10 protein-coding genes are annotated in these 15,556 nt (G+C 43.3%); 4 read left to right on the forward strand and 6 right to left on the reverse strand.

Annotated features, from left to right (window positions below; genetic code table 11):
• Window positions 1-14: 14 nt before the first annotated feature.
• The 4 genes from I2I13_RS08650 to I2I13_RS08665 all read left to right on the forward strand — a co-directional run bounded on the left by I2I13_RS08650 (window position 15) and on the right by I2I13_RS08665 (window position 3,808).
• Window positions 15-1,397, forward strand: a complete 1,383-nt coding sequence (locus tag I2I13_RS08650) for an alpha-L-fucosidase (RefSeq protein WP_148363885.1) — start codon at window positions 15-17, stop codon at window positions 1,395-1,397.
• A gap of 10 nt (window positions 1,398-1,407) precedes the next feature.
• Window positions 1,408-1,638 (forward strand): hypothetical protein, encoded by a 231-nt coding sequence (locus I2I13_RS08655; RefSeq protein WP_370540815.1) that lies wholly within the window; start codon window positions 1,408-1,410, stop codon window positions 1,636-1,638.
• A gap of 69 nt (window positions 1,639-1,707) precedes the next feature.
• On the forward strand, window positions 1,708-3,270 hold the full coding sequence (locus tag I2I13_RS08660; protein ID WP_195649257.1) for a sulfatase: 1,563 nt from the start codon (window positions 1,708-1,710) through the stop codon (window positions 3,268-3,270).
• Window positions 3,271-3,541: 271 nt separating this feature from the next.
• The gene (locus I2I13_RS08665) at window positions 3,542-3,808 is read left to right on the forward strand and encodes a hypothetical protein (RefSeq protein WP_167511699.1); all 267 of its coding nucleotides are present in this window, start codon (window positions 3,542-3,544) and stop codon (window positions 3,806-3,808) included.
• Window positions 3,809-3,913: 105 nt separating this feature from the next.
• On the opposite strand, the gene I2I13_RS08670 is transcribed toward I2I13_RS08665, so the two are convergent.
• From I2I13_RS08670 to I2I13_RS08695, 6 genes are read right to left on the reverse strand one after another with little or no spacing between them, the layout of a single operon-like run.
• Window positions 3,914-5,467, reverse strand: a complete 1,554-nt coding sequence (locus I2I13_RS08670) for a LamG domain-containing protein (protein ID WP_195649258.1) — start codon at window positions 5,465-5,467, stop codon at window positions 3,914-3,916.
• 36 nt (window positions 5,468-5,503) lie between these two features.
• On the reverse strand, window positions 5,504-7,432 hold the full coding sequence (locus I2I13_RS08675) for a RagB/SusD family nutrient uptake outer membrane protein (protein WP_195649259.1): 1,929 nt from the start codon (window positions 7,430-7,432) through the stop codon (window positions 5,504-5,506).
• A gap of 13 nt (window positions 7,433-7,445) precedes the next feature.
• Window positions 7,446-10,691: a TonB-dependent receptor gene (locus I2I13_RS08680; protein ID WP_195649260.1), complete on the reverse strand. Its 3,246-nt coding sequence runs from the start codon at window positions 10,689-10,691 to the stop codon at window positions 7,446-7,448.
• A gap of 36 nt (window positions 10,692-10,727) precedes the next feature.
• On the reverse strand, window positions 10,728-12,119 hold the full coding sequence (locus I2I13_RS08685; protein ID WP_195649261.1) for a glycoside hydrolase family 76 protein: 1,392 nt from the start codon (window positions 12,117-12,119) through the stop codon (window positions 10,728-10,730).
• 14 nt (window positions 12,120-12,133) lie between these two features.
• Entirely contained in the window at window positions 12,134-13,381 is a 1,248-nt protein-coding gene (locus I2I13_RS08690) for a SusE domain-containing protein (RefSeq protein ID WP_195649262.1), read from the reverse strand.
• A 15-nt stretch (window positions 13,382-13,396) separates the two neighbouring features.
• Window positions 13,397-15,370 carry a LamG domain-containing protein gene (locus I2I13_RS08695; protein WP_195649263.1) on the reverse strand — a complete coding sequence of 658 codons (1,974 nt, stop codon included), beginning with the start codon at window positions 15,368-15,370 and terminating at the stop codon, window positions 13,397-13,399.
• Window positions 15,371-15,556: the final 186 nt, after the last annotated feature.

A 15,556-nucleotide genomic window follows, 5' to 3' on the forward strand; every position in this document is an offset into this window, starting at 1 on the left:
ATAAATTAAAGACCATGAAGAAACTACATTACTTTATTCTTTTTATCTTTTGCACAGTTACCTGTCTCGCACAACAGCAGAACATCCCTGTCCCCAAGCCTCACCAACTAAAATGGCATGAGGCGGAATTAGGAGCCGTCTTCCACTACGACCTGCATGTGTTCGATGGCATCCGCTATGAGCAAGGCAACAACCGCATTAACCCCATCGAAGATTACAACATATTCAATCCTACCAAACTGAATACCGACCAATGGGTGCAAGCCGCCAAAGCTGCCGGATGCAAATTCGCTGTGCTGACAACCAGTCACGAAACCGGCTTCTGTCTTTGGCAAAGTGATGTCAACCCTTATTGCCTGAAAGCCGTGAAATGGCGGGACGGCAAAGGAGATATTGTACGCGACTTCGTGAACTCCTGCCGCAAATATGGTGTGCAACCGGGCATTTATGTCGGTGTACGATGGAATGCTCTGCTAGGCATCCACAATTTCAAAGCCGAAGGAGAAGGAGAATTCGCAGTCAACCGCCAGACATGGTATAAACGCCTGTGCGAGAGAATGGTTACCGAGCTGTGCACCCGCTACGGCGATCTCTATATGATATGGTTTGACGGTGGAGCCGATGACCCGCGCAGTGACGGTCCGGATGTGGAACCTATCGTGAACAAATACCAACCGAATTGTTTGTTTTACCATAATATAGACCGTGCCGACTTCCGCTGGGGAGGGTCGGAAACCGGTACTGTGGGCTATCCTTGCTGGTCTACTTTTCCCGCTCCCTGCTCGCACCATAAGCGTTTGGAACAAGACAAAGACCTTTTGGAGTTGCTAAAACACGGAAGCAAGGACGGCAAATATTGGGTTCCCGCCATGGCAGACACTCCATTAAGAGGGGCTAACGGACGTCACGAATGGTTTTGGGAACCAGATGACGAAAACAATATTTACCCGGTGGACGTGCTAATGGACAAATATGAAAAATCGGTAGGAAGAAACGCCACGCTAATCCTTGGACTTACGCCCGACCCCACAGGGTTACTTCCCACCGGAGACGTGCAACGGCTCAAAGAAATGGGAGATGAAATCAATCGCCGGTTCGCTTCACCGATAGCACAAACCGCAGGACAGAAGAAAAGCCTGCCCCTTAAGTTTGGCAAAAAGCAACCCGTAAACTACTGCATCATCCAGGAGAACATCAAAAATGGAGAACGCATCCGTCAATATAAAGTAGAAGCGAAAGTGAACGGCAAATGGAAAACCGTCTGCACAGGAGAATCCGTAGGCCACAAACGGATTGAAAAGTTTGAACCGGTAGAAGCAACGGCACTAAGACTGACTGTACTCGAATCTACCGCATTACCGGATATTATCAATTTCAGTGCATACTCCGTCCAATAAAATCGGAAACATGAAAAGAACCATCCGCACCATGAAAGAGTATGGATTTGACTTTTTAAAGATAGATAACCAATCTTTCACGCTCCCGTTTTATATGGACGGAACGCAGGCCGTTCGACAGGCAAAGTACTGTAACCTCGCATTAGAACATCAAGCCCATCGTATGCAGCTGGGATTGATGAATTGTATGGTACAGAATGTTTTGAATATAGTATGGGTTGATTCTAACGGAAAGCAGTAATTACGAAGTATCCCCATCAACAAGATAGGCATAATTGAAATAAAGAAATAACACCCAAAAACTCCCCCCATGAACAAGAAAGCTCTATTTCCTCTCACACTTTTGCCGCTGGCCGCAACTTATTTGCAGGCACAGAACAACGGCAGTCTCCGAAGTGAATGCACAGACAAACGTCCGAATATCATCCTCTTTATGGTGGATGATATGGGATGGCAAGACACTTCCCTCCCATTCTGGACGCAAAAGACACGTTACAACGAACTGTATGAAACACCTAATATGGAACGCCTCGCCCGGCAAGGAATGATGTTTACCCAAGCATATGCCAGCAGCATCAGTTCTCCTTCCCGGTGCAGTCTTATCACCGGAACGAATGCAGCCCGCCACCGGGTAACCAATTGGACACTACAAAAGAATACAAAGACGGATCGCGAAGACAAATTACTGGATGTTCCGGATTGGAACTATAACGGAGTAAGTCAAGTAGCCGGCACTAATAACACCTTTGTCGGAACCTCTTTCGTACAACTCCTAAAAGACAGCGGTTATCATACCATCCATTGCGGAAAAGCCCACTTCGGTGCCATAGACACGCCGGGAGAAGATCCACATCATTGGGGATTTGAAGTCAATATCGCCGGACATGCCGCCGGAGGGCTTGCCAGTTATCTTGGAGAAGAAAATTACGGACATACCAAAGAAGGGAAACCGGTTTCATTGATGGCTGTTCCCGGGCTTGAAAAATATTGGGGTACAGAAACTTTTGTAACCGAAGCGCTGACTTTGGAAGCTATTAAAGCATTGGATAAGGCAAAGAAATACAACCAGCCTTTCTACCTGTATATGGCTCAATACGCCATCCATATCCCGCTGAACAAAGATAAACGTTTCTATGACAAATACAAGAAGAAAGGGATGACTGACCACGAAGCTGCCTATGCAACGCTCATTGAAGGCATGGACAAGAGTCTTGGCGACTTAATGAACTGGCTGGAAAAGAATGGAGAAGCTGATAACACGATTATCATTTTTATGAGTGATAACGGAGGACTTGCCTCCGAACCCCAATGGCGTGACGGCAAATTGAATACACAGAATTACCCTTTGAACAGTGGCAAAGGCTCTACCTATGAAGGTGGTATTCGCGAACCGATGATTGTCAGCTGGCCGGGTGTAGTGGCTCCAGAAAGCAAATGCGACAATTACCTGCTGATAGAGGACTTCTACCCCACTATCCTCGAAATGGCAGGAATCAAAAAATACAAAACAGTCCAGCCAATAGATGGAATCAGCTTCATACCTCTGTTGAAACAGACAGGCAATCCCTCCAAAGGCCGGAGCCTTTTCTGGAATATGCCTAACAACTGGGGAAATGACGGTCCCGGAATCAACTTCAATTGTGCCGTTCGTAACGGCGACTGGAAATTGATTTATTACTATGGAACAGGCAAGAAAGAGTTGTTCAATATCCCTGATGACATAGGTGAAAGCAACGACCTTAGTGCACAACATCCGGATATCGTGAAAAAACTTTCCAAAGAGTTAGGAGACTATCTAAGAAAAGTAGATGCACAACGACCTACTTCCAAAGCTACCGGCAATCCTTGTCCCTGGCCGGACGAAATAAAATAGATTGCCCAAACAAAAGGAGTGTGGCAGGGAGTGTGGAATAATTCCACACTCCCCGCCACTATTTCCACACATTCCACATACGGTTCTACACAGTCCTACGCCTTTCGAAAGCACATACACCTTTATTTATCAACCACTTAGCATATCGCTATTTTTTTTGGCACGCGCTTTGATCTTTAATAAAACGTTAGCGAAAAAGTAATAACCAATTCCTTAACACAAAAGTAGAGAATTGAAAACATATGTCTAATAATCTTTAAAGCAAACGATTATGAAAAAATTAGTATTAGTAGTAGCAATGTTTATGTTTGTTTGTGGTGGTTCATTCCTTGTAAAGGCTCAGAGTTCTGCAGAAGCTGTGACAGCCCCGACAGAAGTCAATGCGACAGTTGTCAATGATACAGTAGTAAAAGATACTGTAACTAAAAAAGACGAGCCTGCAACGGCATCACTGGTTGCATTAGCCGCTAATGTCAATGATACAGTTGTCACAGACACTGCATCTAAAGACAAACCGGCTGTGCCTGTCAAGGAATAACCTTGCCAACAACAAGCAGGACATAGTCTGCTGAACAATAGTAAGCACACTACAAAAAAAGCCATCCCTACTTTCGTCTATTCCGGGGATGGCTTTTTTTTATTTTTATTCCAATATCGGATCAGCTTTCCAACTTGAAACAATATTTGCCGCCTCTGCTTCAAAACTCTTTCCTACCAAAGACACAAATGTCTTAGTATTGCCATTTCCATTATTGAACAACCAATTAGCTACCATTCCATCCTTATCCTCACTCAACAACTTGCCGCTCTGCTCGGAAATTTGTTGTTCCGATAAGGCTTTTGTCCAAATACGGGCATAACTGATAGCTCCGTTCAACCGGCGTTTACCATCAGACTGTCCGATGTAGAAATCAGAAGTAAGATTGATCTCTTTCAAATCATCCGGCGTACCGTTTGATAATTGAAGCGTTTCTTTGGCACCATTTACATACAATGCAATCCGTTCACTTCCGCTCTTACTATTATCCAATACCACAGCCACATCATACCATTTATTAGTTTCTATCTTGGTAGAACCTTCATAGCGGATACTGCCTTTATCATCTGCAGCAAGCTGAAGGAAACGTTCCTCATTATTGCTTCCTCCTTTATGCACATCGACACGCAGCAGGAATTTCTTCTCTATACCCATCACTGTATTAATCCGGGCATTTCCATTGTCATCTCCATTCAACGACTCAATGTTGAAACGGGCTTCAAACGTGATCGTACTCAAATTCTTTAGCGATTCATCTGCCGTACCATTATATTCAAACGGTACTTTAAAGTAATTACCGCTACCCAGGTTCGCTACTTTATCTGCCTGTACCACCGTTACAGTCAGACTTAATTCCTGCTCCGCTTCGTCTCTGACAAACACGGTAGTGATACCCGCTTTTTTACCTATTAAATTGAAACGAGTGTCATCCACCTGCTGAATAGCTACAATCTCTTCATTCTCTGCTGTCAGACTATAACCTCCGTTTCCTTTTTCTACCGTAATCATGATCTTATTGTTGACTCCCACTCTCGGTGTCAGATTGGAGACATCAATAGAAATCGGATTTACCGTCACCTGAACCACTGCCTGTTTTCCTTTATGGTCTGTAAAAGTCACTGTTGTATGTCCGTTCTTCAAGCCTGTCAAAGTATAGAAAGGACGGAACTGGTCTGTATTGACCATGCTGACAACCGTTTCGTCCTCCACCTCATAAGATAATTCATCATTGCTGGAAAAATTCCCCATGCTGACAATCAACTGCTTTTCACCGGAAACTTCCAAGATCACCTCCGGCTCATTCACTTCCAGTTCAAATACACCTACATTCACAGAGATATTGGCAGCTACTCCTTCTCCATCCATTACTTCGATGGTAGTGGCTCCATTCTGTGAGCCACTTTTTACAGTTATCAATTCACCGGAAACAGTAGCCGTTGCAATGGCAGTGTTGAAACTTCTCACGGTATAGTTTCCGTTTCCAACCACTACATTCACTTTGGCTTCCTCATTCTGCCCGATACGTATCACCGGTTTATTCACAATCAACTCTATCAAGTCTTTAGCCACATCGTCATCATCATCGTCATCACAACCTATAACGGCAAACGATAATACCGACAAAAGCAACAGACACATATATGTATAGATTCGTTTCATCTGATTTTCTTTTTAAAGTTATACATTCCTACCGGTTTACCATCCGGGATTTTGTTCAATGGTCGGTGTCTTCTGCAACTCACTCTGGCGAATCGGGAACAGATAATGCTGAATAGAGAAAGTACGTTCTTCCACGCAGAAACGCTCCATTCTATATTTTACACCGTCAACCGTAATCGCTCCATTCTCATCCTGTACCGGACGCATTCCGTTAATCATTCGCTGGCAACGAGGCAATGCACCGTTATTGGCAGCCCAGTATTTCTGTGTACGTTTTGAGTTGTCGCTTCCACTAGATTTCCAAAGGCTTTCCTTTGCCAGTTCTTCCTTACTTGTCGGCTCCAAATACAAACGGCAAGTCCACGGACGTTTTCCCTCATAAAAGAGTTCCACGCGACGTTCGCGCTGAATGTATTCACGCATCAACTGCTGATTCGTTTTTACTTCCGGCGGCATCGGTTTCATAAAAGAACGTTCACGAACCATATTCACCAATTTATAAGCTTCATCAATATCCTCTCCCAATTCATTACAAGCCTCCGCATAAATATATATAAACTCCGGAAGACGCCAGATGGCGGGCGCATTGATACTGAAATTACCGGATTTGTTCCATGACTCCTGTTGGAATTTACGTAAATAATAACCAGTAGTAGTTGCATTGGTAGCACCAATCTTATCGGAACCACTCGCGGTATTGATCGTTTTCGACTCGTTCTTGTTATTACGGTAAGGAGCTCCGTGATAAATTACGTCGCGATAGAAACGCGGGTCACGAGTACCTTTCACATACGGATTAGCATCGTCATAGCCACCTTTACGGGCTTCTGCCGAATACACCGGATAACCATAATCACCTACGATATATTCATATTCATCCACTTGTTCCTGCACCGGTTGCTGGCGCGAACTTCCCTCACGGCTGGGCGGATAAATATCTCCCTGCCATGCCTGATCCTTGCTCTTCGTCATAAAGAACACATACTCATTGGCAAAGGCATCCATATCATAAAACATATCCCACAAACGAGCATATACACGGCTGTCATTCAGATTACCGTCAGCCGGATCCTTGAAATCATTTGCGTCATGTTTCGTATAGAGAGAATAACGCTTGGTGCCACCGACTTCGAAATCCAAAACGGCTTTGGCCGCTTCTTTTGCTTTTCTCCAACGAGTAGCATCGTAAGCATACTCATCTTCGAACACACGACGCAGGTTATATCCATATTGAGAAGCACCATTCCACAACGGAGTAGCTGCTACCCAGCGAACAAAAGAAATCAATCCCAGACAGGCTCCCTTATCCACACGACCGAAATTCTCAGAAGTTTTCACATATTTATTGGGAACCATGCCATAAGCTGTTTGCGCATCCGTCACAATCTTCTCGGCCATCGAATGAACAGACTCTTTCTTGAAGTCCATATTATCTCCGGCATTAATCACACGATCAATATAAGGAGCTTCGCCATACATACGCATTAACAACATGTGGAAATAACCACGCATGAAATACATTTCACCGATACGGTTACGAAGATCACCATCCTGTTGAGGATTATCAGGAGTGTTATATTTTTGTACATTTTCTATAATCAGATTCGCTTTACGGATTCCTTCATAAAGAGCCTCCCAATATTGTCCAAAACTACCGGGCAAAGAGTTCGGGTTCCAAGCGCCGTTATTGAAGTTATTCGTTATGTTTCCCTCTACGTTGGTTCCTTCACATTCGTCCGTAATGGCACTGTTGCTGAAGTGTTCGAAGAATACCAACGGACGGTCTGCTTTCTTTGCAGCCGCATATACGTCGGAGACTAGTCCGTTCACTTTTTCGTAACGGGCAAAAACGTCCGCTTCCGTAATATTATCATCATCGTCCCGGTCCAGGTAATCGCTACAGGAAGTAAAGACCAAAGGCAGGACCAATAAAGCAATTGCTAAAAATCTATCTAACTTTTTCATATTTCTATCTTATTTAGAATGTAATATCAATACCAAAATTGAATACCTTTTGAATAGGATACCAGGAAGCTCCGTCTCCGGATTTCGTTTCCGGATCGATATCCACATCACCCAGTTTATCAAAAGTCAACAGATTCAGACCTTGCACATAGATACGTGCCTGTTGCACATGGAATTTACGTAATAATTTGGGCGATACATTGTAACCAATTTCCACATTCTTAAGACGCAGGTATGAAGCATCATACAAAAACAAACTGCTGTTTCCATTCTTGTTGTTATCATGTGTTCCATAATGTAATGCCGGATATTTGGCAGTAGCAGCCGTTTCTGGTGTCCAACGGTCCAGATGCATTTTCTTCACACGTCCGATCTTATCCTGTTCAAATTGCGGGAAGTCAAATACAGCAGCCCCATTCAACAGAATAGATGATTTTGTCGCACCTTGCAATAATACACTAAAATCAAAGTTCTTATACTGGAAACCGAAAGGAATACCGAACATCAGTTCCGGACTACGCGGATTTCCCATTGCCGTACGGTCTTCATCATCAATCACTCCGTTACGATCCAAATCCTTATAAACAACATCTCCCGGAATTAATTGTCCCCACGGCTGATAACCGATTTTGTTCAGGCGGTCAGCTTCTTCCTGATCGGCTACAAAATGATCGAACACATAGACGAAGTTTTCGTATAAACGTTTACCGGTCTCTTTACGCCAGGAATTCTTACGGGCAACTTCCGCTTTATATTCCAGACGGTTGCGGGAGAAAGTCAGGTTCGGACGGATATAGTAACGGAAATCCTTTCCAATCTTATCGTTCCAGCTCAATTCGATATCCACACCGCGGTTGCTTACTTCACCCAGATTCTGTAAAGCCGCATCCTTACCTACAATGTCCGGATATCCCATGATACCGTCACCGTTCATATCCGTAATAATGTCAAAACGATATTCATAAAATGCATCTACCGTCAATGCCAACCTTTGATTCAGGGTAGTAAAATCAATACCGACATTCAGTTTACGAGCTTTCTCCCAAGTCAAACTTGCATTAGCCAGATTACCTTCGGAATTACCGCCTACATTTGTACCAAAGTTATTACCGAAATCATAACCGCTACCACCACCATAGAAAGCCAGATAAGGGAAACGGCTGCTGACATTGTCACTACCTACCAAACCATAAGAAGCTCTTACTTTCAGGAAATCAACCCAGGAAGCTTTTTTCATAAATTCTTCTTCTGAGACTACCCAACCGATTGAACCCGCGGGGAAGAATCCGTAACGTTTGCCCGGAGCGAAATTCTCGGAACCATTGTAACCGAAATTGAATTCCATCAGATACTTCTGATTATAATAATAAGCAAAGCGCCCGGTGATACCTTGGCTATGATAAGCCAGCTCATTGTTAACGGTACGATTACCACGGTTTGCCAATAACATGGCTGTCACTTCGTGACGATCGCTAAACAAACGGTTGTAATCCAAACGTGCTTGTATATAAGTACGTCCATCAGAAGCATTATGACTGAATCCGTTACCGATAGTCTGGTCAATATCATACTTGTTACCTGTTTTATAAGCACCGGTATAATGGCCGCCAGTCATATAAGCATCTGAACCTTCAATCGGCATAAACGTTGCATACTTCGGATATTCACGATATCCATCCTTGTAAGTATCCAGTTTGCGGTTAATCCATCGTCCTTCGGAAGCATCATAAGAAAACATCAGTTCCGCCTTTAATCCTTTCGTCAGAAATCCCATATCCAGATTCATCGCAAAACTACCGTTCAGATAAGTATTCTTCTCATTCAAATAACCCGTACGGCTCAATTCACCCAAAAGATTGTAGCGATAGATGTTGTCACCATAAAGCATTCCACGAGGGTTCTGCTGAATATATTCCTCATTCTGCGGATGCGAGTTTTCTTCCACCAAAATGGGCAGATAGGGAGGTTGAGTTGCACAGATGGTCATCAGGCGACTAGCCGTTGTACCCGGTGCATTACGGTCAGTAATACGGGCTCCCAAGTCCAGACGGGTACTCAAATAACGATTAATGTTAATATCAATGTTTGAACGAAAGTTGTAACGGGTGAATTTGGTCTGTGAGTCATATTCACCAGCATTCGCATATTTGTAGTTACCTCCTTGTGAGAAGTAATTAGCCAATACATAATAACGTACCTTGTCCGTACCTCCACGGATGGAGAGGCTTACATCTTCCTGCAAGCCCGGTTTAAAGGCAAAATCATAATAATCCCAGTCATATCCCAAGCCATCGGAGTTATCTCCTTTGGCGCGGCGGAAGTTATCAATCGCCTGTTGAGAGAAGAGGTTCAAACTGCTGATGTCTGCACCCGTCATCTTGGCATCGTTCAATCTGGCCTCATTATATAAGGTTGCATAATCGGCAGAACCTAAATATTCGGGGAAACCGATCGGCTGGTTAATACCGATAGAGGCTTTCAGGTTCACGGTTGCCTTTTCCGCTGCCTTACCACGTTTGGTGGTAATAACGATTACACCATTTGCACCACGGATACCATAAGCGGCAGTAGCGGAAGCATCTTTCAGAATAGTGAATGTTTCAATTTCATCTGGTGCGAGGTAACTCATGTCACGTTCGATTCCATCGACAATGACAATAGCACTTTGATTACCGTAAGTTGCCTTACCACGGATAAACAATTCACTTTGGTCAACACCCGGTTCACCACCCGCATACTGGTTTACAATCAAACCAGGCAGACGTCCGGCAAGTGCATTGTTGATATTAGCCGTAGGACTCTGCGTCAAATCTTTTGTCGTAATGGTAGCAACAGAACCGATCATGGTTTCTTTACGTTGTTTGGTATAACCTACCACAACCACTTCCTGCAGGGCTTTCGTATCTTCCTGTAGTAAGACAGTCAGTTCCTTCTTTGCACCGGGAACAATTTCCTGCGGCTGGTAACCCAGATAGGAAAACACCAACGGAGCTTCTGCATAAGGCAGTTTCAATGTAAACTTACCATCCATATCCGTAATCGTACCTGCATTGGCCACTCCTTTCACGACAACAGACACACCGATCAACGGGTCATTTGTCGTCTTGTCCAATACCGTACCTGACACTGTTATCTTATTGCTTTGTGTGGCCTGCACCTTTGCCGTTCTTCCCGTTTGCGCCACACCCTGCAAAGGTATACCTGCAAGAAGAGTGCAAGAAACAGCCACCAGACAAATATTTCTTTTTATATGTATCATCTTTCTTTTCGATTTTCTATGTGTAATAAATCAATCTTATTCCTCTGCTTTCTTACCGAAATCCGGTCCGACCCAGTTGGCCTTTTCCGTTGCTTTACCTTGCACCCAGTCTTCATAACGGGCACGGATTTCAATCATTGTTGCTCCCGGGACTTCCGCATTCAAGGAGATTGTCAGACGATCTTCCCTGTTGTCGCGATTACCGAAGACCGGTGCTTTTGCCCAGTCGTACTCCCACACATAATAGCCTTCGGGATGAGCCAACGTCCAAAGCACATCAGAACAGCTGCGCAATGCAGCAATAAACTTATTCTTGGTCTTTTCCGGATAAAGGCTGCTAGTCGGCTGTTTCACCATATCCAAAAAGTAACGGACAAATATTCCACGGAATAAAAGATTATCTCCCGAATTTCCTTCACCACTGAATACCGGATAGTTGGAATCCATTTTCTTATTCACCTGGTAAGAGCCGAAAGCAACTGCATTACGAAGATATTCATCCTCACCGGTAGCGTTGTACAACTCCAGAGCAGCCGCCATAAATGTTCCTTGATTATAAGACAAGGCTACTTTATCAGGATCTCCCGGTGTACCGTCATCTTTAATACTAAGATTATCATATACCTGTCCGGTGGAAATATCACACAGATAAGCCGTCATCCAGTTATATACCTCTTTGGCGAAGTTCAGGTAATAAGCAGCCTGCTCTTCCCAGCCGTCTTTAGCCTCTTTAACGGTAAGCTGATACAATTTCATAGCCAGAAGGCAACCGGGACCATTAGAACAAGACATACGTGAAGCCGGCGCATCCGTTTTCCATGCCATTCCTCCTACCCCTTTATAGTCATTCTTCGCTCCCTTAATATGGTTCCACATCTTCATCAACGCACTGTAATAATCCTGATCGCCAGTCAACTCATAAACCCGCAGACAAGACAGTGCCATCCATTCCATATCATCATAGAAGTTATTCCAGAAGTCTTTGCCACCATAACCGCAATGTTCATTCCAGTCATCAAAAGCCGGCAGGAAAGGTTTCATGATATTTTCATACAAATGAGCCTGATATTCGGGATTGTTTGCATGACGGATATAAGCATCGATCACGATATCCAATGCATGTCCCTGCGACCATCCACCGCTACCGCCTGTGCTTGCCGGTTCTCCGGTTTCCGGTGTATTCGGTTTTTCCCAGTAAATGCTTCCGCAAAAGGTATCCCGTCCGCTGGCATTCTCATAAAAATATTTGATATAAGTTCCCGTACTTTTGTCGGCTGCATCTGTCCAGTTCACATCCGACACATATTCGCCAGACGAATTGCCCTTGTAGATATCTCCCAAATCGCCGTCGTCACAAGCTGTAAATATTGCCAGTGCACCGCTTAACAGCAAAGCTCTTTTTGATAATGATACTATATAGTTCTTCATATTATTATTCAGTTTTAATCTTCATTCGTTTCCGAAGCTACCCAACGGTGGGTATACGTTCCAAACTCTGCATTGAAATAGAGGGTCACATCGGTTTTCACCGTAGCATAATAGACATTTCCCTGCTTTTCGCCCCATTGCAGTAACTCGTCGCAAAAACGGAAACTGTAATCCCATGGATCTGTGCCCAATGCCAGTTGATATAAATTATAATAGCTGTTGTCGGTAGTCAGATTCGGTTGCCCTTTATCTTTCTCCTTATGTCCCCAACGGTAGGTTGTTCCGTTGATCTCCATCTTAAAGCTATGACGGGTTTCACCGCTTCCTGCCCAACTTTCCGTTTGTTTCCGGGCAGTATAATTCTTCACACCCCATTTGCCATATCCCAGATAGTTGAAGTTCTGTCTATACCCGCCTGAATGGTTATAAAGATACACCTCTCCTATTTCATCATAACTGATTGTCTGCTCACCCATATTGATAGTAATCCGGTAGATGCCTGATTGAGGAACCGTAATTGTATAATCTTCACCGTCATTACGTTCACGCAACACTCCGTTATCATCTACATAATAATAGCACTTGCGACCTTCAACAGTAGATGTAAAGACAAATGGCTGATCAGCTTTCAATTGAGTAAATGTCTGATAAATTCCCTCATTCTGACGAAGCATCTGCTGCGCTTCCGCTTCATCGCCATCATCTTCTGTACCTGCTCCAGTGATATAAACCGGCTCGTTTTCAGAAGGCATATCATCGATGCCGTCCATCATAAAAATTACGAAATAGCCTTCCAAACTACTAAGAGCCTGATCCAATCCGCAATAAGCACGTACCTTCCAACGCAGTGTGCCGTTGGTATTGCAACGGAACTTAGCCAGTTTACCTATTGTATTTGCCTGATAATGGGTAAAAGTCAGCTGTGATTCCAGCCCATTATTATCCGAAAAAAAAGTTTCTACCGGTTTGGTAAAGTCGCCCCCGATCGTATCAATCAATACTTCATAACGATATACAGTATTTCCGTGCTTCTCGGTAGGCGTCCATTTTAAGATAATATCCGTTAACGAAGCACCCGAAAGTACTACCCGCTCACCGCTAGCCATTGCATCCATTGTTCTGACTGGTTCAGGCGGAACAATCGGTTCATAATCATCCGGATCAAAGCCCGGATTCAGTTTATTGTCACAGGCCGTCAGTCCGATAAGAAAAAACAGCAGGGCAAATTTGATTAGTTTCTTTGTTATCATATTGTTTCTCATATTATATTCCTAGTTTTAGTATGAATGAGGACATCCAATTGGTTCAAAGCGGCTCTTATCTCCATTATAAGTTGCAGGAAGTTCCGCTCCCCAAGCTGGTTTATTTTCGCTTATATTCTGCAAACAAACTTGCGCATCCAATCCGCTACCGCCATTTCCCCAATTTTCAAAAACTGTAGAACCTCCGACACCTTTCGAGAATACCCAATATCCCATCAAGTCAGAGTGTTCTTCTGCATTAAGGATTTTGCACATATTCGCTTTAATTTCACTTTCGTCCAACGCTCTCTTCCACATCCGTGCCTGATAAACTTTGCAATATCCTACCCGATATGAATCTCCGGAACGTCCTATCAACAACGCCTTATCATTTCCACCTACATCTGTCAGATTGAGAGATGAATTAGGGGCACAATCTTCATAAGAGTTATCTGCAGGAGTCAACGTTTCTCTCACTCCGTTTATATACATTTTATAAGCCTCTTTTGTACTTGATTTCGTTCCATCATATACAATGGCTATATGATACCATTTACCCGGAGTCTTACGTCCACCTTCCGGATCATCACAATAAATAGTCTGCTGACTACGGAAACGGGGGTCACTCTTACCATTAATTTTAGTGGCTATTTCAAAACGCGGATTCACATCCTTAGCTTCTGCACGAAGCAGGAATACACTTTCCAAACCTATAAACGATTGCAAAGAACGAGTATAAGTCGGATAGAAAACAACCTCAAGAGTAAGCTGATTCATACTTTTCACCTCTGAATGTGATTCCGCATACTTCTTAATATCAATTTTAAAGCATACGTCATATTCCAAACGATAACATACCGGATTCACATAAACTGGTAAAGTCAATTTCTGACCTGCCGCATCAGACAGTTCCAGTGTAGTAGTTCCAAGCTTCTTTCCTGTTAGTTTTAACTTGGTAGCCCCGTCTTCCGTAATCAATTCAGCGGTTTTCAAATAGGTTTTATTATCATCTGTGAGTTGTGCCAACTTATAATCGCCATTTCCTCTGGCGATGGCAATTTCTGTAGATGCCTCATAGCCACCAATAATTAAAGAAGTTGCTTCATTTTCCAATTTAAGGTTATACGGATTCACTTTCACCGCAATCTCCTCCATGGAACCTTTTTGGTCTGTCACAATCACTTTCACATCACCTCTGGCTTTGGGTTTCAAGGTAATCAGATTCTCTTTTTCAGTGGCCTCCACAATCGTTGCATCCGTAGTAGGCTCACCATCTCCTACCTGATAAGTAAAACTATAGCCACCATTACCTTTCTCTATAGATATATATTGAGATTCGGCATCCGGTTCGACAAAAATGGCTTCATTACTTTTCAGTGTCAGATCCACGATGTTCACTACCACAGGAAGGATGATCGTTTTGCCTTTCTTATCTGTTATCGTAACATTTACCGGATCATCTCCAGTCTCGAACTTGGCAGTCAACGGAATAACCTGTCCCGATAGTTCGCCCACTTCCAGAAACTTATCAGCATCTTCCGGTATGGAAATCTGGTAATCTCCGTTACCGGTCAAAATCTTCACCAGTCTCTTTTCACCGATAAAGAGGTCAAACCCTTCTTCCGGTGCATCTACCGTCAAATCCCAAAGTTTTGCTACCCGAACCAGCACTCTAGCCACTTTCTTACGCCCATCTACTATTAATATAGTGGTTTCCGTACGGTTATTTTCCTCCAACTGACTATTTTCGGTAGCTTTAATAGTCACCTTATTACCATTGATTGTAGCCGTCGCCACATTTTCATCAAATGGCTTCACATAATAATCTCCATTACCGGAAGTGATACTTACCGTAATCTCATCTCCTTGTAGCAGTGTCACCGAATTATTATCGACAACCAGATCTGTTGCCGGTTTCACTTCCTGTTCTTCTTTATCATCACTGCACGATACCATAAAAAATGGGATAGTCAATGCTGAAAGAAATAAAAAACTAAGTTTCCTTTTCATTAGATTAAAGATTAATAAATTAATACTTTTCAAGTTTATCTACTTAAAACTTCGATGAGACAAAGATAAAATCACTAAACTCTACCAAAAGAAAATTAACTGCTTTTTTTTACCTTTTGGCACGGATATTTACTACATTAACACGGATATTTACTTCTTCTTTTTCTTTAAAAATTCCCGCCACAG

It is taken from the genome of Bacteroides sp. D55t1_190419_B8, from assembly GCF_015558905.1.
GTDB lineage: Bacteria > Bacteroidota > Bacteroidia > Bacteroidales > Bacteroidaceae > Bacteroides > Bacteroides vicugnae.